This is a genomic window from Saccharibacillus sp. CPCC 101409 (assembly GCF_030518235.1).
Classification (GTDB): Bacteria; Bacillota; Bacilli; order Paenibacillales; family Paenibacillaceae; genus Saccharibacillus.
In genome coordinates this window covers 126,007-148,748 of record NZ_JAULSA010000009.1, presented here as the reverse complement: position 1 = coordinate 148,748, position 22,742 = coordinate 126,007, and the positions used below count along the sequence as shown (strand labels likewise).

At 58.2% G+C, this 22,742-nt stretch carries 19 protein-coding genes; 5 read left to right on the top strand and 14 right to left on the bottom strand.

The genetic code is table 11. The features are described 5' to 3' along the window. Positions 1 to 39: 39 nt before the first annotated feature. The 3 genes from QWJ34_RS18645 to QWJ34_RS18635 all read right to left on the bottom strand — a co-directional run bounded on the left by QWJ34_RS18645 (position 40) and on the right by QWJ34_RS18635 (position 2,979). Positions 40 to 936, bottom strand: coding sequence for a carbohydrate ABC transporter permease (locus QWJ34_RS18645; protein ID WP_302730165.1), 897 nt, complete (start codon positions 934 to 936; stop codon positions 40 to 42). Positions 937 to 948: 12 nt separating this feature from the next. Next, complete coding sequence (locus tag QWJ34_RS18640) at positions 949 to 1,803, bottom strand: ABC transporter permease (protein ID WP_483314290.1); 855 nt, start codon at positions 1,801 to 1,803, stop codon at positions 949 to 951. Between the two features lie 312 nt (positions 1,804 to 2,115). Then, positions 2,116 to 2,979 carry a helix-turn-helix domain-containing protein gene (locus QWJ34_RS18635; protein WP_302730162.1) on the bottom strand — a complete coding sequence of 288 codons (864 nt, stop codon included), beginning with the start codon at positions 2,977 to 2,979 and terminating at the stop codon, positions 2,116 to 2,118. Between the two features lie 139 nt (positions 2,980 to 3,118). Between QWJ34_RS18635 and QWJ34_RS18630 the strand changes: the two genes are divergently transcribed. Continuing rightward, entirely contained in the window at positions 3,119 to 4,066 is a 948-nt protein-coding gene (locus tag QWJ34_RS18630; RefSeq protein WP_302730160.1) for an MTP-1 family protein, read from the top strand. A gap of 664 nt (positions 4,067 to 4,730) precedes the next feature. Here the strand turns inward: QWJ34_RS18630 and QWJ34_RS18625 are convergent. Next, entirely contained in the window at positions 4,731 to 5,573 is an 843-nt protein-coding gene (locus QWJ34_RS18625) for a sugar phosphate isomerase/epimerase family protein (protein WP_302730159.1), read from the bottom strand. Positions 5,574 to 5,810: 237 nt separating this feature from the next. Here QWJ34_RS18625 and QWJ34_RS18620 point away from each other — a divergent pair, with 237 nt between their 5' ends. After that, positions 5,811 to 6,905: a GntR family transcriptional regulator gene (locus QWJ34_RS18620; protein WP_302730158.1), complete on the top strand. Its 1,095-nt coding sequence runs from the start codon at positions 5,811 to 5,813 to the stop codon at positions 6,903 to 6,905. Here QWJ34_RS18620 and QWJ34_RS18615 read toward each other — a convergent pair. The 7 genes from QWJ34_RS18615 to QWJ34_RS18585 form a co-directional block, all read right to left on the bottom strand. Further along, positions 6,886 to 9,636, bottom strand: a complete 2,751-nt coding sequence (locus tag QWJ34_RS18615) for a family 78 glycoside hydrolase catalytic domain (RefSeq protein ID WP_302730157.1) — start codon at positions 9,634 to 9,636, stop codon at positions 6,886 to 6,888. The two genes, QWJ34_RS18620 and QWJ34_RS18615, sit on opposite strands and share 20 nt — an antisense overlap. Positions 9,637 to 9,841: 205 nt before the next feature. Continuing rightward, on the bottom strand, positions 9,842 to 11,248 hold the full coding sequence (locus tag QWJ34_RS18610) for a metallophosphoesterase (protein WP_302730156.1): 1,407 nt from the start codon (positions 11,246 to 11,248) through the stop codon (positions 9,842 to 9,844). Between the two features lie 178 nt (positions 11,249 to 11,426). Then, the gene (locus tag QWJ34_RS18605) at positions 11,427 to 11,993 is read right to left on the bottom strand and encodes a hypothetical protein (RefSeq protein ID WP_302730155.1); all 567 of its coding nucleotides are present in this window, start codon (positions 11,991 to 11,993) and stop codon (positions 11,427 to 11,429) included. Positions 11,994 to 12,021: 28 nt separating this feature from the next. Next, complete coding sequence (locus QWJ34_RS18600; RefSeq protein WP_302730154.1) at positions 12,022 to 12,858, bottom strand: ABC transporter permease; 837 nt, start codon at positions 12,856 to 12,858, stop codon at positions 12,022 to 12,024. Next, positions 12,855 to 13,814 (bottom strand): ABC transporter ATP-binding protein, encoded by a 960-nt coding sequence (locus tag QWJ34_RS18595; RefSeq protein WP_302730254.1) that lies wholly within the window; start codon positions 13,812 to 13,814, stop codon positions 12,855 to 12,857. Before QWJ34_RS18595 ends, QWJ34_RS18600 begins: the two co-directional genes overlap by 4 nt. Before the next feature lie 5 nt (positions 13,815 to 13,819). After that, a complete protein-coding gene (locus QWJ34_RS18590) occupies positions 13,820 to 14,944 on the bottom strand; it encodes a hypothetical protein (protein WP_302730153.1) in 1,125 nt (374 codons plus the stop codon). Between the two features lie 66 nt (positions 14,945 to 15,010). Next, entirely contained in the window at positions 15,011 to 15,538 is a 528-nt protein-coding gene (locus tag QWJ34_RS18585) for a sigma-70 family RNA polymerase sigma factor (protein WP_302730152.1), read from the bottom strand. A 220-nt stretch (positions 15,539 to 15,758) separates the two neighbouring features. Between QWJ34_RS18585 and QWJ34_RS18580 the strand changes: the two genes are divergently transcribed. The 3 genes from QWJ34_RS18580 to QWJ34_RS18570 all read left to right on the top strand — a co-directional run bounded on the left by QWJ34_RS18580 (position 15,759) and on the right by QWJ34_RS18570 (position 18,590). Further along, positions 15,759 to 16,700: an alpha/beta hydrolase family protein gene (locus tag QWJ34_RS18580; RefSeq protein WP_302730151.1), complete on the top strand. Its 942-nt coding sequence runs from the start codon at positions 15,759 to 15,761 to the stop codon at positions 16,698 to 16,700. Between the two features lie 119 nt (positions 16,701 to 16,819). Continuing rightward, positions 16,820 to 17,398 (top strand): RNA polymerase sigma factor, encoded by a 579-nt coding sequence (locus QWJ34_RS18575; RefSeq protein WP_302730150.1) that lies wholly within the window; start codon positions 16,820 to 16,822, stop codon positions 17,396 to 17,398. Continuing rightward, on the top strand, positions 17,364 to 18,590 hold the full coding sequence (locus QWJ34_RS18570; protein ID WP_302730148.1) for a DUF5643 domain-containing protein: 1,227 nt from the start codon (positions 17,364 to 17,366) through the stop codon (positions 18,588 to 18,590). Before QWJ34_RS18575 ends, QWJ34_RS18570 begins: the two co-directional genes overlap by 35 nt. A 42-nt stretch (positions 18,591 to 18,632) precedes the next feature. Here QWJ34_RS18570 and QWJ34_RS27130 read toward each other — a convergent pair whose 3' ends face one another. The 3 genes from QWJ34_RS27130 to QWJ34_RS18550 form a co-directional block, all read right to left on the bottom strand. Beyond that, positions 18,633 to 20,774 carry a glycoside hydrolase family 76 protein gene (locus QWJ34_RS27130; RefSeq protein WP_368046849.1) on the bottom strand — a complete coding sequence of 714 codons (2,142 nt, stop codon included), beginning with the start codon at positions 20,772 to 20,774 and terminating at the stop codon, positions 18,633 to 18,635. A gap of 33 nt (positions 20,775 to 20,807) precedes the next feature. Continuing rightward, positions 20,808 to 21,722, bottom strand: coding sequence for a carbohydrate ABC transporter permease (locus QWJ34_RS18555; protein WP_302730251.1), 915 nt, complete (start codon positions 21,720 to 21,722; stop codon positions 20,808 to 20,810). Positions 21,723 to 21,788: 66 nt separating this feature from the next. Continuing rightward, the gene (locus tag QWJ34_RS18550) at positions 21,789 to 22,709 is read right to left on the bottom strand and encodes a carbohydrate ABC transporter permease (protein WP_302730146.1); all 921 of its coding nucleotides are present in this window, start codon (positions 22,707 to 22,709) and stop codon (positions 21,789 to 21,791) included. Positions 22,710 to 22,742 lie beyond the last annotated feature (33 nt).

The following is a 22,742-nucleotide window of genomic DNA, read 5'->3' as shown; positions in this document are numbered from 1 at the left end:
TTTTCCCCCTTGTCTTTTCCGTAACGGATTATCGCGTACTCAGCCTTTGACCGACCCGACGAATATGCCCTGGTTGAAATGTTTCTGGAAAAACGGATAAATGCACATGATCGGGAACATGGTGATGATGATTACGCTCATGCGCACCGCTTTCGGGTCCAAAGCGCTGCCGGGAGCGTTAATCGCGACGGAACCGCCGCCCACGCGTCCTTGAATCGCCGTCGTATCCAGCGTAAACAGATAGTTTCTCAGCACCATCTGAAGCGGATACTTATCCTGGTCACGCAAATAAATCAAAGCTTCGAACCAGCTGTTCCAGCTCCCGACCAGACCGAACAGCGCGAAAGTGGCAAACAACGCTTTGGACAGCGGCAGCACGATGCGAAACAGCACCACCATATCGTTCGCTCCGTCGATATACGCGGAATCTTTCAGCTCCGAAGGAATATTCATAAAGAAAGTCCGGAACAGAAAAACGTTGTAGGCGCTGATCGCCCCGGGCAGAATCATGACCCAGATCGTATCCAGCAGGTGCAGATTGCGCATCAGCAGGTACGTCGGAATCAGGCCGCCGCCGAAGAACATCGTCACCATCAGGAAGATCGTCAGAAACTTTTTGGCCGCGAAGCCCGGTATGGTCAGCGGATACGCCATCAGCGCCGTAAACAGCAGCATGATCCCGGTCGAGCCGGCCGCGTACAGAATCGAGTTCAGATAGCCTTTAAAAATATACGGGTCCTGAAAAACGGTCGTATACGCTTGCGTGCTGAATCCTTTGGGCCAGATCGTAACGCTGCCCGCGGAGATATAGCGCGCGCTGCTCAGCGAAGTCGCGACAATATTCAGAATCGGATACAGCACGACCACCAGAATAAACAGCATGATCAGCACATTGACCACATCGAAAGCCCTGGAACCCAAGCCCTCCTTTTTCACGGTCACGCCTCCTTAGAACAAACTCGTTTCGGAAAATTTCCGGCTCGCCCAGTTGGTTGCGTACAAGATGGCGAAGGAAATGAGCGACATAAACAATCCGATCGCGGTCGTGTATTCATACTGCGCGCCGAGGATGCCCTGACGATACACATACGAACCGATCACGTCGGCCACCTCGTAGGTCTCGGGCGAATACAGCAGAATGATTTTCTGGAAGTCCGTTCCGAGCACCCCGCCCAGCGCAAAAATCAGCAGGATGGTCGTGGTCGGTCTGAGCGACGGCCAGGTGACGTGCACGATCTTTTTCCAGCGTCCCGCTCCGTCCACTTCCGCCACATCGTACAGCGTCGGATCGATTCCGCTCAGCGCGGCCAGGTAGATGATCGTGCCGAAGCCTATTCCCTGCCAGATGCCGGAAGAAATAAAGATGGTCCGGAAATAATCGGATTCGAGCAGGAACATCACCGGGCTGCCGCCGAAAAAAGCAAGGATATGATTGAACAGCCCGTCTCTCGCCGTAAATTCCTTCAGCATGCCCGCCACGATTACGACCGAAATAAAGTGCGGGAAATAAGAAACGGTCTGCACCAGTTTTTTGAATCCTTTGTGCTTCAATTCGTTCAGCAGCAGCGCCAGAATGATCGGAGCCGGGAACGACCAGAACAACGTATACAAACCGAGCAGCAGGGTATTTTTCAAAACGCGCAGAGCCATGGGATCGTGGAAAAAAGATTCGAAATATTTCAGTCCTACCCATTCGCTGCCCCAGATGCCTTTGGAAGCGTTGAAGTCTTTGAAAGCGATTAAAATTCCGTACATCGGAAAATAGTTGAAGATCAGTACGGTCAAAAATCCGGGCAGCACCATCAAATACAGGTAGCGGTGCCTGAGAAGCTGGGCCGCCGCTCTGCTGCGGGTTGCTTCTCCCCCTTGAGCCGCCGCTCTGCTTCTTGTTGCCATCGACGAAATCCCTCCTGACTGTTGAAATGCCGGCTTTGTTCGCGTTTATTCGCCCCTTTATGTAAGCGTATTCATTTTCACCTCCGGTCCGGTTTGTTTTTTGCGAAGCGGCCAAGAGTACAGCTGCCCCTTTTTCAAAACGTATACTAACTTCGATTCACAGATAGAAAATAACACATACTATTTCAGACGTCAACACATAACAACCGGAAATATCGCTCAAAAAATCGGCTGATATTGGCGCACGGCGCCCAATCTGCGGTAAACCGCCGGGGTCAAGCCGTGCTTGCGTTTGAACAGATCGTAGAAGTAGCTGACGTTATCCAGCCCGACTTCCAGGCAGATCTCCACAATCTCCATGTCCGTATTCAGCAGCAGATTCTCCGCGTACGACATCCGCAGCTCGTTGATATACCGGGTCGGGGACATGCCCAGATGTTTGCCGAACATCCGGCATACATAGGCGTGCGACTTGCCCGACAGCCGGACCAGTTCCGCCGTTCCCCGCGTAAAGCAGTCTTTGCTTCTCGCTTCGCGGCACAGCTTCTTGAGCCATTCCGGCTGTCCGTCATGTTCGCCCGTTTCCCCTTCCGTCTTGATATAACGCGAAAACAAGTCGGTCAGCAGCGCTCTCGCTTCCGCTTTGAGCGCCGCTTTTCGTTCCTGCGGAATCAGGTTGAGCTGGTCCAGCCGATACTGCACATACTCTTTCTCCGTCCGGGACAGCAGCAGCGTCGGCGGCAGTTCCGGCTCCAGCAGCCTTCCGCTCGGAAAGCCGCTGCCCAGAAACGCGATCAGGTCGTCGATCACTTCCCGGCAGAACGACAGATTGATAAACCGGCAATCGCCGTCCGTCGCCTGCTCGTAACAGTGCGCGTCGCGATCCCGGATAAACACCAGCGTATTTTCGTTCAGCAGCAGGCGCTGTCCGTTAATCACGTGCACCACGCTCCCCTGCAGAATCAGAAACAATTCGAAAAAGTCGTGCGTATGCATGCCGATCGTATCTTTCACCGACCCGATCAGCCGGTAGTGCGCCTGGATCTCCGCATCGATTCCGTCAGCGGCGAGCAGCTTCAACATATACGTATCCTCCCCAAGTTCGTATGCGTGCATTTTTCCGTAATGTCAAAATACCATAATCGGCCGCAAAATGGGGCAAGAATCGACACAGGCTTTCTGATTAGGATGAAAAGATAAACAAATGCGAAAGGGGAGGTTCATGATGAATTTGACACAGCGGCGCCGGGAGTTCGAGCAAAACAAGTCGATTTATGAAAGCGCCATGCTTGTTTTCCGCGGAGTCGAAGGCTTCGATGTCTACAATCCGTCGATTCCGTTCGAATGGAACGGCAAACGTTATATCTACGGACGCGTGGAGAAACGGGAAGAATGGGCGAGATCGTGGGTCCGCCTGTTCGAAGAAAGCGGCCCCGACGAGTGGACGGCGGTAGGCGGGACAACGGTCTATCAGCTCGAAGATCCGTATATCAGCGCGATCGGCAATCAGGTTGTGCTCGGCGGGACGCATGTGCGCTGCGCGCAGGGCAAAGTGGATACGTTTTACGGTTATTTTTATAAAGGGCGGGATCTGAACGATCTGCTTTACTTCACGACCGGTCCCGACCGGATGAAAGATATTCGGCTTGTGCAGCTGCAAAGCGGCAGGATCGGCGTGTTCTCGCGTCCGCGCGGCGAAGACGTGCGCCGGGAATTCGGCAGCGAATCGCTGATCGGATTCACGGTGATCGACAGTCTGGACGATTTGTCGCCGGAAGTGATCGAGCGCGCGGATTACATCCACGGCCTGTTCGGTCCGGACGAATGGGGCGGCTGCAACCAGGCTTATCTGCTGGAAAGCGGGAAGATCGGCGTAATCGGGCATATTTGTTACATGGAGGAAGGCATATCGACGTATATGAATATGTCGTTCGTGTTCGATCCGGAGACGCGGCGGTTCTCGGATTTGAAAATTATCGGCACCCGCCCCTGCTACCCGGACGGGCCGGCCAAGATGCCGCATTTGAGCGACTGCGCGTTTACGGCCGGAATCGAGATGCGTGCGGACGGGAAAGTCAATCTGTACAGCGGGATCGGGGATACGCAGGCGGGGCGGATTGTGGTGGATTATCCGTTTGGCGGGGATGTTTTGGGGAGTTCCTATTCGTGAGGAGTCCGGGGACGCTGCGGAGAAAATTCGTTGCGGTCGCGTGTTGAAATCGGGAAATTATGATTAGAGTTGAAGTGGGAATTTCCCGATTTCAAAGGCGAACACTATCGTTCCTTCACTGAATTTTCTCCTCCGCTAAGCGGCTTCCGTTTAAATCGGACGTTTTCAAAACATATGATGTTTGTGAAAGAGCAGACTATACTTTCTTCTGTATAGTCTTAAACGGAAATCAGGGCAAAAGAAAAAGCAAAATCTGGCTGGCATGGTACCGCAAATAACTGCGCCAGTACACTTAATTCCTGCAAATTCTCGCTTTTTGATGGAATAAGTGCGCAGGTACATTTAATTCTTCGGTTTTGCGCTTTGAGAAGGCTGTTTTGGCAAATTAGTTGTATGTGGGCAGTTATTTTGAAAATTTGCAGAGGTTCGGTTGAAATAAGGGCACCCGGGCAGTTATTTGGATAGGCGACAGATCGATATTGGAATGTGCAGGGGATTCACACACGGAAAAAGCCGTCTTCGCGCCAAATGGCGTAAAGGCGGCTTTTTCTATGAATGGGATCGGTTTGACGTGTTTGGCTCTGCCTATCGGCTCCGCTCGGCTCGAATCGACGTTCTGTCTGCGGTCTTGCGGAAGTAGAGAAAGCGGATTCGATTTTAGCGTTTACTCTTCTAACCCGGCGGCGGTAAATACGCGGGTAAAGCCCTGCTGCGAGCGGCGAAGAAGCTGTTCGGGAGTTTCTTCCGGCGCGGAAGAGGTCAGGATCTCCTGCGATACGACGCCGTTGTAGCCGATCCGTTTCAAAGCGCTCAGAAATCCGGGCAGGTCGATGACGCCTTCGCCGGGGTAAAGGCGTCCGTTGTCCAGCACGTCTTTGACCGGAACGTCCGGGGCGTCGTTCAGATGCACATGGACGATTTGGTGCGGTTGAAGGCGCTCGATATCGGCGATCGCGTGGCCGTTGGTGTACCAGTGGTACGAATCGAACAGCAGACCGACGTTGGGTTCGCCGATGGTATCGATCCAGTCCAGCGTTTCGTCCAGCGTCCAGATAAACGGATGCTTCCAGGCGGTGCGCAGATGGTGCGGCCCGACGAATTCAAGCCCCAGCCGAATGCCGTAAGCGCCGAGAATTTGGGCGCATGTCCGCAGGCGGCGCGTGGCGAGCAGCGCAAAATGAGACGCTTTCAAATCGGTCGAAGGCAGAATATACGTGCAGCAGCGCGTGCAGCCGAGCTTTTTCGCCGCAGCGGCTTCTTCGGCCAGCGCCGGCAGACCGGCGAGGAACGTTTCTTCGTCGCTTCTCCATTCCACCGACAAGCCGATCGCGCCCAGAACCAGGCCGTTTTGTTCCAGCAAACGTTTGGCTCCGTCTTCCCCGTACTGTTCGATCAATCCTTTTGCATCGGTGTCCACGGCCCGGAACCCTCCCGCAGCCGCCAGCTCGATCAGCTGTTTGTCGCTTTCAACCGCGCCGAGCCCGGCTTTCGTCAATCCTTTGAGCATCTTTTCATCTCCTTGTGTATGTACGATGTACGGATACGAATTCTCCGCCCTATCCGGGCCGGGATAACAGGTTTGCAAACTTCCGCGCCTGTCTCCGGACCCACACGGCCCCTATGATAATATAAACGATGTACAAATACAAACCCTGTACGGGGTTGCAATTATTCGAAGTTAGTATACTATTTAAGATTATATAAGCTATATTATAAAGAAATGTAAACAACGAGGTGAATCCGCTTGAGTAAAAAAGAATCGCCGCCGCCGAAGCAGCAGCCGCCCAAGTACCAGATGGTCAAAGATTACGTGCTGTCCCAGATCGAAACCCGCGGCTTTACCCAGAACGACCGAATCCCGAGCGAATCGGAATTTTCCAAACTGCTCGACGTCAGCTCCATCACCGTGCGCAAAGCCCTGTCGGAATTGGTGAACGAAGGAGTGATCTACCGCATCCGGGGCAAAGGAAGCTTTGTCGCCAGTCAAACGGCCTCCGCCGAGAAAACGTCCAATCTGGTCGCTTTCGTCATCTCGGGCGTGGATCTGTACGACAGTTCGTATATGCAGATCATGAGAGGCATCCAGTCTTTTCTCGGCAAAAACGGCTGCAAACTTATTATCGAATTTGTCGAAGACGATTTCGAACAGGAACGCGAGCTTGTGCTGGGACTGATTGAATCCAGGCTGAAAGGCCTGCTGATCTACTCGTCCGATCCCGAAGCGGCCAAAAGTTATCTGGGCGAGGTGCGCAAAAAGTCCGTCCCGTTCGTGATGCTGGACCGCTCTCCCGCCGGTTATCCGGTCAACGTCGTCACCTGCAACAACCACGACGGCGCCTACGAAGCGGTCGAGCACCTGATCCGGCAGGGCCACGGCAAGATCGGGTTCGCGGCGTACGATTACCACCTGAGCCCCGAGGTCGAGCGGTACAACGGGTATGCAAACGCCCTGTCGAACGCGTCGCTTCCGCTTTCCGATTCCCGGCTGTTTCTGGAGCACGAGCTGGACTACGCCGCGATCGCGCGCCTTGTCCGGGAAGGAGAACTGACCGCGCTGTTCTGCGCCAACGACAAACGCGCGCTCGATATTCTCGAACGGCTGACCGAGCTGGAGATCGCCATCCCCGGGCAGCTGTCGCTGATCGGCTTCGACGACTTCGAAAGCTCCAAATTCGCCAAAGTGGCGCTGAGCACGGTCAAGCAGTATTTCGACGTACTCGGCTACGAGAGCGCCAAGCTGCTGCTGGAGATCGCCGAAGGCGGCTCTTACGGCAATAAGAAAGTCCTGCTGCCGACCAGTCTGGTGCTGCGAGACACGATCAAACCTTTCGAAAACTAATGCCCGCAGATCGTCCTTTTTCCGTCTTCAATCGAAAAGTATAGCGGCCCGAACCGAGCACGATCGCCGCTTCCTTCTCGCCGGGTTCCGTCCGATCAAGCTCCGGCGCTTCGTTCTCCGCATTCTCCCGCTCCTCCTCCGGCCATATCGTCCAGCCCCGCTCCGTCTCGTCAATCGACGTCACCGTCGCCCCGCTTCGTTCCAAAGGAAAATAAACGTCCGCTCGGCAGTTCGGGGGTACCCGGATTCCGCACTCCCATGCCTCCCCGTCCTCGGCGGACCAGTGAACCTCGTACCGTCCGCGCATCGTATGGATGCGCGCGGAAGCGCGGTTCAGACTCGACGCGCGAAACGGCCGGAACACTCCGCGGCCGAACGCGACGGTATCCGGGTGCGGGGCCAGTCCGGCGGCGTACTTGTAGAACCAGGCGCTCACCGTCCCGAACATGGGGTGATTGTGCGAATCGTGCCCGTCCCAGGATTCCCACAGGGTCGTGGCGCCGTTTGCCATCATATATCCGTAGCCCGGAAATTCCGTCGACGCAATCATTTGCAGCGCCAGATCGATCTCTCCCCGTTCGCCCAGCAGCTCCAACAGCCAGAAAGTTCCGAATATGCCGGTATCCAGCCGCCCTCCCCGCGTTTCTTTGTAATATCGCAGAACCCGCCGCCACACCCGCTGCTCGTATTCGCCCGGAACGGCATTCAATGCGAGCGCAAACAAATCCGCCCCCTGCTTTCCGGACGAGTACACCGCCCTATCCCGATCGAAAAACCATTCGTTGAACGAATCGCAGATGCGCCGGTGCAGTTCCGCAAAGCGCCGCGCGTCTTCCGCGCGACCCAGCGTCTCCGCAATCCGCGACAACAGCTGAACCGTATAGCCGTAATAAAACGTAGCGACCAGCTCTGGCGGCAGCTCGTTGTCTTCCGGCACGCACCAGTCTCCCAAAAACCAGCTTCCTTCTTCTTCGAACTCGATCCGGTCCCCCCTGCCGCTGCGCGTTTCCAGATAAGCGATCCACTGCTTCATCCCTTCGTAATGCCCGGCCAGCAAACGCCGGTCGCCGTACATGGCGTACATCGTCCACGGCATCAGGATATAAGCGCAGCCCCAGGCAACGCCTCCCCCGCCTCCGTTGAACGGCGCGGTATGCGGCACGAATCCCGTACTGCGGTTCTGCGCGTCGCCGATATCTTCAATCCATTTGCTGTAAAAAGAAGCCATATCGAAATTATACATTGCCGCTTCCGCGCTCAGGTGCCCGTCGCCCGTATAGCCCAGCCGTTCCCGGTGCGGGCAGTCCGACGGCACGCCTCCGTGCAGATTGCTCAGCTGCGACCGGCGAAAAGCGCTTTGCACCTTATTCAGCAGCGGGTCCGAGCAGTCGAAGCGCCCCGCCGGTTCGACGGCCGCATGCACCACAACGCCGACGAGATCGGCCGGTTCGGGCACGCCCGGATAGCCGGAAACTTCCGCATAACGAAAGCCGTGCCAGACAAAGCGGGGCTCGTACTGCTCCACGCCCTGCCCTTTCAAGATATAAGTGTCCGCCTGGATCTGGCTTTCGCCTCCGCAGCTGGCGAAGTCCAGTCCGCCGCCGGGCAGGATATTTTCCGCAAACCTGATCTTGACGGAGCGGCCGGCTTCTCCCTGCATCCGAATGCGGACCCAGCCGGAGAAGTTCAGGCCGAAATCGAATACGTACACCCCGGGCCGTACTTCCGTACGGGATACGGGAGCCGTCGTGCCGATCTTTTTATCCGGCGGCGAGATCTGGGCAATCAGCTTTCCGTCCGGCGGACGCACCAGCCGTGCCTGTTCCCAGCGGGAGTCGTCGAAGCCGGCCTCCGTCCAGCCGTTTTGTTCCAGCCTCGCATCGTAGATCTCGCCGTAGAACACATTGTTGAACACGATCGGTCCGGCGCTGCATGTCCAGCTCGGATCGCTTGTAATCCGTTCCCGCGTACCGTCCGCGTAAACGAGATCGAGCTGCGCGATCAGCCGGGGAGCACCATAGCTCATCCGCCCTTCCACCGTTCGTTCCGTCTGATTGTAAAAGCCGTTGCCCAGCATGACCCCGATCGCATTCTCGCCTTGGACAAGATCGTCGGCGACCGCGTGCACCAGATAATGAACCCGTTTGCCCGTGCGGTCGTCAAACGGGTACAGCAGCCCTTCGATCCGCCTGCGGCCGTAATCCGTCCAGTTCGGCACCAGCACTTCATCCCCGATCCGCCGTCCGTTGAGATACAGCTCGAAGTACCCCAACCCGGAAATACACAGGGAAGCCCGTTCAACCTTTTTGGCGATATGAAAAGTCGTTCGAAGCAGCGGCGCCGAGGCGCTTGCAGCGGCGCCGATCCAGGAAGCGGTCCATTCCCGCGGATCGAGGATAGCCGTCTCGAAATAAGCGGCCGCTTCCGGCTCGTAAAACCGCCCGTCCCGGTCCCAGCAGCCGACCGCCCAGTAATAGCGCCGCTGCCCGAGCAAAGGCTCTCCCTCATACTCGATATGAAAAGTCTCCTCCGATTCGACCCGTCCCGAATCCCACAATCGCCCGATTCCGGCAAGCGCTTCATTCTCGTCGCCGGATACCACAATCCGGTAAGCGGCCTGCCGCCGATCGATTTCTTCGCTGTCCGGCTCCCAGCTGAAGCGCGGCCTGTCCGTTTGCACGCCTATGGGATTTACCGCGTATTCGCAGCGCAGCCTCGTCGTTTTGCCCATTCGTTTCTCTCCTTTTTTGCGATAATGAACTGCCCGATCTTCACTCAAATATTATGTTTCCGCTTTCAACGTTCAAAATATAGCATCGTCTTTATACCGGGTCAATAAGTTATTATAATAAAAATAAAATTACGTATACTTAATTATTAGAGTAAAGAAAAAACCGCCTTTACAAGGGCGGGTTTTTCTTTAACTCCCTCGGCAGCTAAAAGTCGATCTCAAGCTTGAGGTTATCCGTGTCCGCATTTTCCTCGTCCACAATACTTTCCAGATACGGCTTCATAAAGCCGCCTTCCGCTTCCATCCATAAGCCGTAGCCTTCGGACTCCACGATCTTTTCCCGGTCGATGCGCTGGGTGCCCGCAAAATAGCTGACATTGGCGTCTTCCATCGTTTTGGACATGGCTTCGACTTCTTCCGCCGAATACGTATCGTCCATAATCAACCGTTTGAACGCCATATCGTAACCGAACTTGCCGAAGAAATCGCGCGAGTACTGCCGGAAATGCAGCAGGTTCCCGTCCGTGCTTCCGGTCCGCTCCGCCCAGCCCTGCACATCCGTTTCCCGCGCCGCGTAATCGAGCGTGCGCTCCGCCGCGTCGTAATGCAGCAGGCCGTAGCGGTGCGGGGAGACCGACAGCGCCCCCGTGACCACGTCGTACACCGTTTTGCCGTCCGCTTTCGCCGCGGCGATATTCTGGATATGCACATGCCCGCTGAGCGACAGCTTCATATCCAGACTCGCGAACAACTGCGCCGCTTCCGCGGCATTGTTCAGCGTAAAGCCGTCCCGCACCACTTCGCTGTGATCCGTCAGGTTATGGTGCATGACCGGAATGATTCGCGCGCCGCTTTCCTGCGCCAGACGGCCGCAATCTTCGATCCATTTTAGCGTCGCGTCCGACAGTTCTCCGTCCGTTTCGGGATGTCCCAGCTTTGTATTGTCCCGGTATTTGCTCGTATCCAGCATCAGCAGCCAGACGTCCTCCGAGGGTTCCGCCAGGTAGCTCAGCGAAGAATCGTCGCGCGATGCCGCTTCTTCGTAGCCGAATTGCCCGTAAATCTGCGCAAACTGCGCGTCGGATATATAATCCGCCACGTACTGCTTATCCTCTTTGAAGCTGCGCGCCCAGGGATTGAACAGATCGTGATTGCCCGGAATGACGTAGACGCGGGTGCCGGCCCGTTCGATCGCTTTCAGTTTGGCGGCCAGATCGAGATGGCTCTGCTTCTCGCCGTTGTTGGTCAGATCGCCGCTCAGGATGAGGACGTCGGGAGCGAGGCCCGTCATTTCGTCCGTAAACGCGTCGAGCAGTTCTTCGCTGTAGTGCAGCTGTTTGCCGTCGCCGGCCGATACGTATTTCTCGAACGCTTCTCCCTCGTCGGTCAGCTTGTCGCTCAAATAGTGCAGATCGGTCGCCACCGCCAGCGTAACGTTTTGCCCCGCTCCGATCTTCGGCTCCGGCGTCCGCGCGGGCAGCGCGGCCGAGCCTTTTTCGCAGCCGGACAAAGCCAGCGCAAGCAGCGGAAGCAGCATAAAAATAATGCGCCGTCTGCGCCGCGGTTTCCGGTTTGCAGCGTTATAGGTGTTCGTCGTTACGGATACAGTCATACGGGTTCCTCTTTCCTGTCTCGCTTGTGCGCGATCGAACGCGCCAAAAAAACCGTCTCCTTTAGTGTAAAGGAAACGGTCCCCGGCGGGTATCGGCGATTGTGACGCAGCGTTGAACTCCTTCGCAAACGACGGCGAAAAGAGCTTCCGTCCGCCGGTTTCGCGCTTCGCTTTCCGCTTATTGAAATTCGCGTTCTTCCGGTTTTTCTTTCGCCAGCAGCTCATCCGCCGTGTCCCATCTGCGGCGGAATTTCTCCAGCCGGGGATGCGGCCGCGCCGGCGCTTCGTCCAGCACGAGGCGGATGCGCACGATCCATTCCTCGAATGTGGCGAACGACGCGAAACGGTTGGCGTTGTCGGCCGTCAAATACAGAAACAGCGGCGACGGGTACTTTTCGTCCATAAACCGCAGCGCCGCTTCGAGCGGCGTATATTTTTTGCGTTTGCCGTCCCAATTCTCGACCGTGGCATTGCGCATGATCTGCTGATCGCGCCGCCATTCGTGCACCCGGTCGTCCCGTTTGTAGAACGCGCTGACGGCTTCGCCGCTTAAGCGCTTCTCGGTCGCTTCGTGCAGCGGATACAGCACAAGCTGCGCGAACGAACGGGCGGACGCCACCTGCGCAGCCCGTTCCAGTTCTTCGTCGCTCGTATGTTCGAACGAATCGTAGAAGATCATCGTGCCTTTGGCCGTCCGCTTCGCCGGCTCGGTTCCGAACGGGATGCTGTACGTTTTTCGGCCCATCGGGGTCCCCTCTTTCTTTGCGGCTTTTTTAGAAATCCTTTCTTCTAAATAACCACAATCCGAGGCCGAATGCAAAAATCGCGAACGCGGCGGCATACCAGACGAAAGCGTTCGAAGGCGGCGTTCCGCCCGTCAGGAAAGGAATCGTTTCGCCCGCGCCCCGGGTCAAAATAAACTGCATGCGGCGGTTGAGCCCGTCGGCAGGCATCGCCAGCGACAGGAGCACGCCGATATGCGACAGCGTTTGCTGCGCGTCCGGCTCGACCGGCAGCACGCCGCGCACCTTCTCCACCATGCCGCCGAGCCAGCCCGCTCCGTAGAGCATGGTCATAAACACGCCGTTGCCGATCCCGGAGAAAAGACTCGAACCGAGCATCGAAGCGCTAACCAGCACCGGGACCATCAAGGCGAACAGCAGCAGCGAAACCGCCAGATCGCCGTAATTGCGCGTCATGCCCGCATGAACGCCCGTGATCCATACGATGGACACGAACAGCAGCAGCGCGTAAGCGCCGATCAGCGACACGTAGCCGAGCCAGCGTCCGACATACCATTTCCAGCGCGGAATAGGCCGGGTCAGCACCGACTGCAGCACGCCCTGCTCCGCTTCGCCGGAAATCACGGAGAACGAGCTGAAGATCGCCAGAAACGCAACCACGAATCCGCCGAAAAAGAAACCGAGCGACAGGATCGCGCTGCGCCGCGCAAACTGTTCCAGCATCCGCGTTCCGTCCGGAACGTTCAGCGCGACCGTCCCCGCGATGTACCAGAATACGGCGAGAAAGAGCAGGGTCAGCACGGCGGTCAGCAGCAGCATTTTGCGCCGCAGCAGTTCTTTCCAGGTCGCCGCTATGATTGTATTCATCTTTTCTCCCCCCTGTGATCCAGCCCGGCCACGGCATCCATAAACCAGTCTTCCAGCTTCTCCCGTTCGTTCACGGTCTCGTACAGCGTCATGCCCTGACCGACGATCAGCGCGTTGATGCGGCCGGCTTGGTGCTCGTCTTCCAATTCGGCTTCCAGCCAGACCGGCTCTTCCCAATCCTGCGGCTCCGCTGTATGGGAAAGGTTTATCGGCAGACCGGTCTCGGCGATCAGCCAATCCAGCACAACGGGCGAAAATCCGCCGACTTTGAAACGCCGGCGGACTTTCACTTTGAGCATGTCGCTTACCGATCCGCTGCGGATCATATCGCCGTTGAGCATCAGCGCCATCCGGTCGCATACGGCTTCCACGTCTTCCAGCAGATGCGAGTTGAGGAACAGCGTTTTGCCCCTCTTTTTCAGCTCCAGCAGCAGATCCCTGACTTCGCGCCGCCCCACCGGGTCCATCGCCGACGACGGCTCGTCGAGAAACAGGATATCGGGGTCGCCGAGCAGCGCGCAGGCCAGGCCGAGCCGCTGCTGCATCCCTTTGGAATACTGCTTGACCCGGTCGGAGCCTCTTTTGCCGATGCCCACTTCGTCCAGTCCGGAACGGATTCGCGCTTTCGCATCCCCGCTTTTGATTCCGAGCAGCCCGGTGTGCATGCGCATGACTTCTTCGCCGCTCAGCCACTCGGGATAGCGGTACAGCTCCGGCAGATAACCGATCCGTCCGCGCGCTTCCAGCGAGCCGATGGGATGACCGAGCAGCACGCCTTCCCCGCCGCTCGGCCGGACCAGCCCGACCAGCGTTTTGACGAACGTGCTTTTGCCCGCTCCGTTGGGACCGAGGAAGCCGAAGGCTTCCCCCTGTCCAACCGTAATCGTGATGTCCCTGCAGCCGCGTCCGTTGCCGTAAATTTTGCTGAGTGCGTGAGTTTGAATCGCGGGAATCACCGTATTCACTGGGCGATCAGTCCTTTCACGAAGTCGAGGAAGCCGGTTTTACCGCCTTCAAATTCATCGCTGGCGTCAAGCCGGTACAGCTGTTCGTTCTTGGTCCAGAACGCTTCCTGCGAACGATCGGCTTCGCTGTGCGTATACGTGACTTTGATGCCGTCGATGTCGATCTGCTCGGCTTTGCCGTTGGCGTACATCGGCAGCGGGAGTCGACCGCTCGACACCGCGGCCTGCTGCAAGCTTTCTTTCAGATCCTCCGGCAAATAAGGGAAATTGATCACAGCCTGCATCGTTTCTTCCACCGGGAACGACGAATCGAACTCCACGGTAGGCGCGGTGGACTGGCTCAGCGTCGCCCAATATTGTTGTTCGGTCTCGAAATTGTACAGGATCGCGGCCGGCTCCGTCAGGGTGATCTCTTTGCCGTCCGCCTCCTGCGGGAACAGATCTTTCGCATCCAGACGCTTCAGCGCATCGTTGACCGCGCCGACATTCAGCTTCATCACCGTTTTGTTTTCGGCATATACGGCTGTGTTTTGTTCTTCCGCTCCGGAAACCTTGTCGTATTTGAACGTTTCCCGCGCCTGTTCGACACTCATTTCCGACTCTTCCCAGTCCGTGGACGAGCTGACAAAAGTGCCGAACGAATTGACCGTTTCTTTGTTTCCGTCCGCATTATTCAAGCGGTCGATGATGTTGTCCATATCCGACGTCTGCACGATCACGACATCCTGCATCGTGAACTTGTTCAAAATATCCGCCAGCGCGCGGTTGCCCGCCGGCGTTACCGCCGTGACCACGGCAGCTGCCGCCGCAACCGACAGCGCCAGACGCGTCACAAGTTTGCGATTCCGGCGCGAAGTCTTCCGTCCCGCCGCCGCCGAAGAAGCGCCGGTAACCGTCCTATCCTTATCCGCCCCCGTCGTCGGCTGCATGGATGCGGCCGCCGCCGTCTCCCGCTCTTCGCTTTCCGCGCCGCTGCCGCTCTGCCGTTCCAGCTCCGCTTTGCGTGCGTCCCAGGTGTTCCAGACCGGATTGACCGGTTCCTGCCGAAGCCGGTCCTGCATGTTTGCCCAGGCTTCGCTTGCCCGTTCTTGTTCGCGCCGATTGTCTTCTGTATGTGTCATGAGTTTTGCCTCCCGGAATAATTAAATTAAAAATTTGCCCGTTATACCTTCTGATCCGCGTTTTCTTTACAATTCCATTCCGTTCGATCGCCCCGCCGCCCGTTTGCGCAGCTTGTCGGCCGCCCGGCTGAGCAGCGAGCCCACTCTCGGGGGATTGACGCGAATCTCTTCGGCGATCTCCGCGTAGCTGTAGCCGGAGTAGCGCAGCAGCAGCGCCTGCCGGTCTCGTTCGGGCAGCTCGCCGAGCAGCTCGGTCATGCGTTCGCGGTCTTCGCTGCGCACCAGCGTCTCCTCGCCGCTTTCCCACGTCTTCTCCCGGTCGAAATACCGCTCCTGCTTCTCCTGAAGCTTGCGCTGCCGGACCAGCTTGTCCGTATGGTCGTAAGCGAGCCGGGTCAATACCCGGTGCAGCCAGGCTCCGATAACCCTCGGATCGTCCGGCGGATTACGGTACAGCCGCAGAAAGACTTCCTGCGCCAGATCCTCCGCCGCCGCTTCGTTTTTGACCATGGCGATCAGCTTCCGGCGTACGCCGGGATAGTATTCGAGAAATACCGCGCGAAACGCGTCGGATTCCGTATAATTGTTGTCCATCGGTGAACCTCCTTCGAAGTGCGGCCGCCCTTCCTTGCCGTATATACACCTGAAAGACAGGGCGTGCTCCGGTTTTGTATCGGGTTTGAACGGAAAGCGCGAAACTTTTTTTGAATTCCGGTCTTTTTGTATAAAGGGCTGCGCCGGCAAAGCCGAAACGCTCGAAATCTTACGCCGCTTCGGGTTAAGATAGACTATACCGCTTCAAAGGAGGATCTGCATGATCTATCGGGTAACTTATTTGTCGGACGGTCTTCGGGTGACGGGCTATGCCGCCCTGCCGCCGGAGATCGAAGTATCGGAAAAGGAAATCGCAACATGGTTGAGGCGGGAATGCGGAGATCTTGAATTGACCGCCGAAGCCGTCGCCTGTGTGCTGCCGCGCGCGGTCCGGGAAGCGGAAGCTTATCGGGAAAAAGTCCGAACCGGACGCGGGCTTGCAGCGCGGGAATCGGATAGCAGCCGGACGGACGGCGGCAAACGCCGATACCCGGTCTTTGTCTACTGCCGCGGCGGGATCGGACGCGTCGGCCGGGTGCGGCTGGATTGGATGGCCGAGTTCGCGTCGTTCGGCCATATTGCGGTCGCTCCCTGCTACCGAGGTGGAGAAAGCGGCGTAGGCCGCGACGAGTTCGGCGGCGCGGATCTGGAAGATTCGCGCGTCGCGGTGCGGCTGGCGCGCAAGATTCCGTTCGCCGATCCCGGCCGGGTCGCGGTAATGGGCTTCTCGCGCGGCTCGATCAACGCGGCGGACGCGGCGGTGAACGAGCGGACGGCTCGGCTTGTGCTGTGGGGCGGTCTGTCGGATCTGGCGCAGACCTATGAAGAACGGATCGATCTGCGGCGCATGATGAAACGGGTGATCGGCGGGTCGGCTTACAAACTGCCCGATGTGTACCGGGAGCGTTCGCCCATCCATATGGCGTCCCGGATACACTGCCCGGTCCTGATCGTGCACGGCACGGAAGACGCGCAGGTGGACTTCGGACACGGACAGCGGATGTACGCGGAATTGAAAAGGCTCGGCAAAAACGCCGATTTCGAGATCCTGCAGGGGCTCGGTCATCATATGCCGCGGGAAACGCGAATGGAAGTGCTGGCGCGGATCTTCGCCTGGCTGGAAACCGGACAGCCTGGCAAAGCGCGGCCTCAACCGTTGTAAGCGAACGCCGAAAAAACCTTTCTCGTCTTTTTGAAGAAAGGTTTTTTCGGCGCTGTCACAGATGTGCGTTTTTGGCAGTTATACAGCATGAAAGACAAAGCGAAAGGAGGTGCCGCGGCATGGAGAATCATTCGAACGGGGACGACGCCGAAGTGGAGCCGATCTTGGTCCGCGTCCGGCAGGGCGACAAAGAAGCGTACGCCCGGATCATCGAGCGTTTTCAGCGGCCTATTTTTCTGTACGGCTACTATATGCTGCGCAGCCGGCAGGAAGCGGAAGACGCGGCGCAGGAAACTTTTTTGAAAGCTTACCGCAGCATCGGACAGTTTACGCCCACGCATTCGTTCTCGGCCTGGCTGTACAAGATCGCCAAGAACGTGTGCCTGGACGAACTCCGCAAACGTAAAAAGCGGCTGGATCTGTTTGCTTTTTACCGGGACCGGCAGCACGAACAGCAGCATCCTTCGTACGGCGACCTGATCCACGACGTTCTGGACAAACTGACGGAAGCGGAGAAGCAGATTCTGCTGCTGAGGTCGCTCGAAGAATACAGCTATGACGAGATCGCGTTTATCCTGGATTCGAAACCGGCCGCTATCCGCAAAAAGTACGAACGGATCCGCAAAAAACTGATTAAGGAAAAAAAGCAGGGAGTGAATATCTATGAGCATACGTACCCGGCCGACCGCAAAGCCTGAGCTGCCGCTCCAAGGCGAGATGAACCGAGAAATAAGCCGATTGAAAACTTCCATTCTGTCCACGCCGATCGAGGTCGATCTGACAGGGCGTATTATGCAAAGCCTGGATCGCAAAGCGGGAGCTGCGCCGGCTTCGAGCCCGGGAATACGTTCCGCCGTAAACAAACGCTTCTCCCGGCGGCGCAAAGCGCTGACGGCTGTTATCGCCGCGGCCGCCGGATTTGCCCTGCTGCTCGGAACGAGCGCTTTCTCCCCCGCCGCGGCTTCGGCTTTCGCGCAGATTCCGGGCGTGGGCGGCATTTTCCGCGCGGCCGGCGATCTGGGCCTCGAGATCGCGGACCGGGACGGGCTGTACAGCGAAATCGCGGCCGAAGATACGCATCGCGGCCTGACGCTGAAAGCTTCGGCCGTGTCGTACGACGGGACCCGCGTTTCCGTGGCGATCGAGCGCAGCGGTTCCGAGGATCGCGAAGACCTGGGTTCGACGCTGCAGGACGTCAAGCTGACGATAGACGGACGGAAACTTCAGGCTTACTCTTCCCTTGAAGACAACACTCCGGGCATATTTACGTATCCGACGTCCGACAAAGATAGCCTGATCGTCGAATTCTCGGATCTGAAAAACCAGGGCGGCGAGGCGTTTCCCGACCGGTTCGACGCGGCGCTCCGCTTTTACGTCGCCGGGATCGACCAGCCGTTCGAACTGGACGTGCCGGTACGCAAAAATACGGACGCCAACCTGGTGCTGGCGTCCGATGCAATACACTCGCTCCGGTTGAAAACTTCGAAAACATTCGAAGGCGTGACGTTTACGTTGAAAAAGATCGAAAGCACGCCCGTCACGCTCAATGTTACTACCGAACTCAAACTGCCGACCTCGGTGCGGTCGTCCCGGGCATCCGGCCAAACGTACGGTTACGATCTGCTGGACGACCAGGGCCGCAAATTGAAGCAAATTTCCGGCAGCGGCTGGAATGCCGCCGACGGCAGCGTCCTGCTCGAAGACGACCGGTTCGAACCGTTCGAAGAACGGCCGCAATCGCTCACGATCAAACCGTTCACCTATCGTTATCGGGCAGGCGGCGACGGATTGTTCGAACTGGACGACAACGGAGGAATCGTCGTGGATTATATTCCCCGGCTGGAAATGACGATTCCGCTGGACGAAGCGGCGGCAGATCCCGGCCGTTGACGGGCCCTGGATCACAAAGCGCAGGCGCGAAGTCCGCGTCCGTCAGCGAAGCTTAGCCGCGGCTTCCAGCAGCATCACGCCGCTGAGCTGCACGCTGAGCTGGACGGGCGGCTCCGGCTGCCGGTCCCAGCCCGGCGCGCACAGGCCGGTATCGCGATCGAGCCCGCGCTCCCACAGAATCTCCGCGTTGCGCAGCAGAACGTCGCGCACGCGCGATTCTTCCGGCGCTTCTTCCAGCAGCAGAAGCAGGTAACGCACCAGAATGCCTTTGAACAGTCCCGTGTCGTCGATGCCTTCGTCCGGAAGCAGCAGCGTCTGCGGATGACACAGCTGGTCGATGCAGGCGGCGGCGGTCCGTTTGGCTTCGTGCAGATAATGCGATTCGCCGGTGCAGCGGTAAAGCTCGACGCCCGCGCCGAGGAATACGCCCTGGCAGTACGTAAATTTCCAGTCGTAATCGATCTGTCCGTCGCCCAGACGATTCATGCCGTCCCAGACGAAGCCGCTCCGCGGATCGACCAGATTGGCGCGGTTCCACTCGTAGATCAGCTTCGCCCATTCCAGATCCCGCTCGTCTCCGAACGCCCGGTACAGCCTCGCCGCCAGAATCGCGGCGGGCGCGTTGGCCGGCGTGTTTTTGTAATCCGGCTGGTCTTTTTTCCACGCCATGCCTCCGCCGCAGTGATCGTTCCAGGCCGTTTGGATATCGGTCCAAAGTTCGAGCGCCGCCTGCCGGTACTCTTCCCGCCCGGTGGCGTCGTAAGCGCGCAGCAGCGCCAGCGCCGTCCATTCCATATCGTCGTAATAATTGTGCAGGAACGTCCCGCCGTTGTAAGCGCGCAAACTCCGGGTCAGTTCTTCGAGCTGGGCGGCATAGGTTTCGTCGCCCGTGCGCTCCAGTCCGTCGACCAGCACGTCGATCACGTGCGCCTGCCACCAGTAATAGAAGTTTTCGTTCTCCGCTTTGTATTCGCGCGGGAACCACTGGTTCAGGATGCCCGTTTCCGCATTGCGATAGTTGCGGTGCAGCGCTTCCTGAACATAGTCGGCTTTCTCCGCCGGCGTCTCCCCGCCGGAAGGCGCGTTCGTGGCGCGCTCGGGCCGGCCGCCGCTTTCCATCCGCGCGGCGCATTCCAGCAGCATCACGCCGCTGAGCTGCGTGCTCAGCTGCACGACCGGCTCCTCCGGCGCGCTCCGCCAGTCGGGGCCGAACAGCGCCGAATCTTTCGCTCTGCCGCGCGTCCACAGCGCTTCCGCGTTGCGCAGCAGCCAGCCGGCTGCGTCGAAGCCGGCAAACGCCGCTTCGGCGTCCGCGGCCTGCGCGCCGGCCGCAAGCCCCGCCGCATCCGCCGCGTACCGGGCGAGGATGCCTTTGAACAAGCCGGCGTCCCCTCCGCCTTCCGCCGGCAGAATGCCGTCCGCGCCCGCGAGTTCCTCGCGCGCGGCCTTGAGGGTGCGCGCGGCGTCGCCCAGGTACGCCGCGTCGCCGGTGCAGCGGTACAATTCGGCCGCCGCCCCGACGAACACGCCCTGGCAGTAGGTAAACTGCCAATCGTAATCGATCCGGCCGTCGCCGAGACGGTTCATGCCGTCCCAGACAAAGCCGCTTTGCGGATCGACCAGGCGGCTGCGCTGCCATTCGTAGATCTTGATCGCCCAGTCCAGGTCGGCCGGGGCGCCGAAAGCGCGGTGCAGCCGCGCGGCCAGAATGACGGCCGGCGCGTTGGCCGGCGTATTCTTGTAGCCGGGCTGCTCTTTGTGCCAGGCGATGCCGCCGCCCATCGCATTGTTCCAGCCCGTTTGGATATCGGTCCACAGTTCCAGCGAAGCCTGCTTGTAGCGGTCTTCGCCCGTCGCTTCGTAGGCGCGCAGCCAGGCCAGCGCCATCCATTCCATATCGTCGTACAGCTCGTTCGGCCAGGCTCCGCCGTTGCGCGCCAGCAGCCCGTCGTACAGCCTGGCGAGGCGTTTCTTATAGAAGGAATCGCCCGTGCGCAGATAGCCGTCGATCAGCGCGTCGGCCGCATGCGCCATCCACCAGTAATGAAAAATCGTATTGCAGGCTCCGTCCGGGCAGGGCGTTTCGATATCGTACATCGAAATCTCTTCGTTCCAGAACCTTTCTTCCAATACCCGCTGCGCTTCGTCGGCGGTTTTGGACCAACTCGTCGAAATCGTCGGCATGATCCCGCTCCTCTCTGTTTTACGAATAAAAAGTCAGCCTTTGATTCCGCTGAACGCGATGCCCTGGATAAAGTAACGCTGGAGCGCCAGGAACAGGACCAGGATCGGCAGGATCGCCACCAGCGCGCCGGCCATCATCGGCCCGTAGTCGGTCTGGAAGTTGAACGAGAACGCCTGCAAGCCCATCTGGATCGTCGCTTTGTTCGGATCGTTCAGCACGATCATCGGCCACAGGAAGCTGTTCCACCCGGCCTGGAACGTGAAGATGCCGAGCGTGGCCAGCGCGGGCTTGGTCAGCGGCAGATAGATATTCCAGAAGATGCGGAATTCGCCGCAGCCTTCGATCCGCGCCATCTCCATCATGTCCGACGGCAGCGTCAGGAAGAACTGCCGCATAAAGAATACGGCGAACGTGCCCGAAGCGCCGGGCAGGATAATGCCCCAGAACGAGTTCATCAGCCCCATGCCGCCGCTGCCCAGCAGGTCGTTGCCGCCCATCAGCGGGAAATGGCGCAGCACGTAAACGCTCGGAATCATCGTCACGATGCCGGGCACCATCATCGCCGCCAGCAGCACCCGGAACATGGCGGAGTTGCCTTTGAATTTCAGCTTGGCGAACGCATAGCCGCTGAGCGAGCCGAAGAACAAGTTCAGCACGACGCCCGTCGCCGCCAGGAAGAACGAGTTCCAGAAATACAGCCCGAACGGAACCGTCGTAAACGCTTTGCGGTAATGTTCGAGCGTCAAAGAAGTCGGAATCCAGCGGATCGGCATGGCGAACATGTCTTCGTCCGGCTTGAACGACGTCATCACGCTCCAGTAAAACGGCAGGAACATCACGATCGCGATCAGGATGCCGACCGCGTAGAAAGCGGCCCCGCCCAGCCGGCGGCGCGCCGCCGGACTGAGCGAGCGGCCCGTCTGCGGCGGTCCTCCCTTTGTCGTCATTGTGCTCATGAATTATCCTCCTCCATCATGCGAACGAAAACCTGCTATATTCGGTGAAACAAACCGTTAGAGTATCGGTTCCTCGGATTTGTTGATCCGCATGCTGATCAGCGAGAAGATCAGAATCGCGATCGCCAGCACGAAGGCCTGGGCGGAAGCATAGCCCATCTGGAGCTGATTGAAGCCCTGCTGATAGATCAGGTAAACCGGCGTCTTGGTCGCATTGGCCGGTCCGCCCTGCGTCAGCACGAACGCCTGGTCGAACAGCTGCAGCGCCCCGATAATCGCCATGGTGCTGACGAGGAACGTGGTCGGACGAAGCTGCGGCCAGGTGATGTAGCGCAGGCAGTCGAATTTCGAAGCGCCGTCGAGACGCGCCGATTCGTACAGATAATCCGGAATTCCCTGCAGGCCCGCCAGGTAAATAATCATATTCGAACCGACCGACTGCCAGAGCGTCATCAGAATAATCGATACCATCGCCGTTTCGGTCTGCGAGGTCCAGGCCGGGCCGACGATGCCGAACATCGACAGGATGCCGTTGACCAGGCCGTACTCGGGATGGAGCATCCAGAGCCAGACGGTGGCGGCGGCGACCGCCGAGGTCAGCGTCGGCAGGTAGTAGAACGTGCGCAGGATCTTGACGCCGCGCGCGGCGCGGTTCAGCAGTACCGCCAGCAGCAGCGAAATGATCAGATTGAACGGTACGAACACGACGGCGTAGAAACCGACGTTGACGAACGTTTTCCAATAGAGATTGTCGTTTAACAAACGGGTGTAATTCTCCAATCCCACCCAGTCGTTTTTGCTGAGCACGTCATAATTGGTAAAGCTCAAATACAGCGCCATCCCGACCGGAATTACCATAAAGATCAGGAACAGCAGCATGGTGGGCAGAACAAACAGATACCCCATCCGGGCCTGGTGCTTGCCGAGTCTGGCCGCGGCCGCGGAGCGCCTTTTCTCCAAATTTCCGGCTGAAATCATATGCATACCCCTTTCCCGTAACGCCGATTCCCG

Bases quoted from the DNA above. Each gene is read 5' to 3' on its own strand.
- QWJ34_RS18600 (WP_302730154.1), bottom strand. From the start codon at position 12,858: ATGAATACAATCATAGCGGCGACCTGGAAAGAACTGCTGCGGCGCAAA.
- QWJ34_RS18625 (WP_302730159.1), bottom strand. From the start codon at position 5,573: ATGCTCAAAGGATTGACGAAAGCCGGGCTCGGCGCGGTTGAAAGCGAC.
- QWJ34_RS27130 (WP_368046849.1), bottom strand. From the start codon at position 20,774: ATGCCGACGATTTCGACGAGTTGGTCCAAAACCGCCGACGAAGCGCAG.
- QWJ34_RS18605 (WP_302730155.1), bottom strand. From the start codon at position 11,993: ATGGGCCGAAAAACGTACAGCATCCCGTTCGGAACCGAGCCGGCGAAG.
- QWJ34_RS18585 (WP_302730152.1), bottom strand. From the start codon at position 15,538: ATGGACAACAATTATACGGAATCCGACGCGTTTCGCGCGGTATTTCTC.
- QWJ34_RS18640 (WP_483314290.1), bottom strand. From the start codon at position 1,803: ATGGTGCTGCCCGGATTTTTGACCGTACTGATCTTCAACTATTTTCCG.
- QWJ34_RS18555 (WP_302730251.1), bottom strand. From the start codon at position 21,722: ATGACGACAAAGGGAGGACCGCCGCAGACGGGCCGCTCGCTCAGTCCG.
- QWJ34_RS18590 (WP_302730153.1), bottom strand. From the start codon at position 14,944: ATGACACATACAGAAGACAATCGGCGCGAACAAGAACGGGCAAGCGAA.
- QWJ34_RS18630 (WP_302730160.1), top strand. From the start codon at position 3,119: ATGATGAATTTGACACAGCGGCGCCGGGAGTTCGAGCAAAACAAGTCG.
- QWJ34_RS18610 (WP_302730156.1), bottom strand. From the start codon at position 11,248: ATGACTGTATCCGTAACGACGAACACCTATAACGCTGCAAACCGGAAA.
- QWJ34_RS18580 (WP_302730151.1), top strand. From the start codon at position 15,759: ATGATCTATCGGGTAACTTATTTGTCGGACGGTCTTCGGGTGACGGGC.
- QWJ34_RS18570 (WP_302730148.1), top strand. From the start codon at position 17,364: ATGAGCATACGTACCCGGCCGACCGCAAAGCCTGAGCTGCCGCTCCAA.
- QWJ34_RS18550 (WP_302730146.1), bottom strand. From the start codon at position 22,709: ATGATTTCAGCCGGAAATTTGGAGAAAAGGCGCTCCGCGGCCGCGGCC.
- QWJ34_RS18615 (WP_302730157.1), bottom strand. From the start codon at position 9,636: ATGGGCAAAACGACGAGGCTGCGCTGCGAATACGCGGTAAATCCCATA.
- QWJ34_RS18575 (WP_302730150.1), top strand. From the start codon at position 16,820: ATGGAGAATCATTCGAACGGGGACGACGCCGAAGTGGAGCCGATCTTG.
- QWJ34_RS18635 (WP_302730162.1), bottom strand. From the start codon at position 2,979: ATGTTGAAGCTGCTCGCCGCTGACGGAATCGATGCGGAGATCCAGGCG.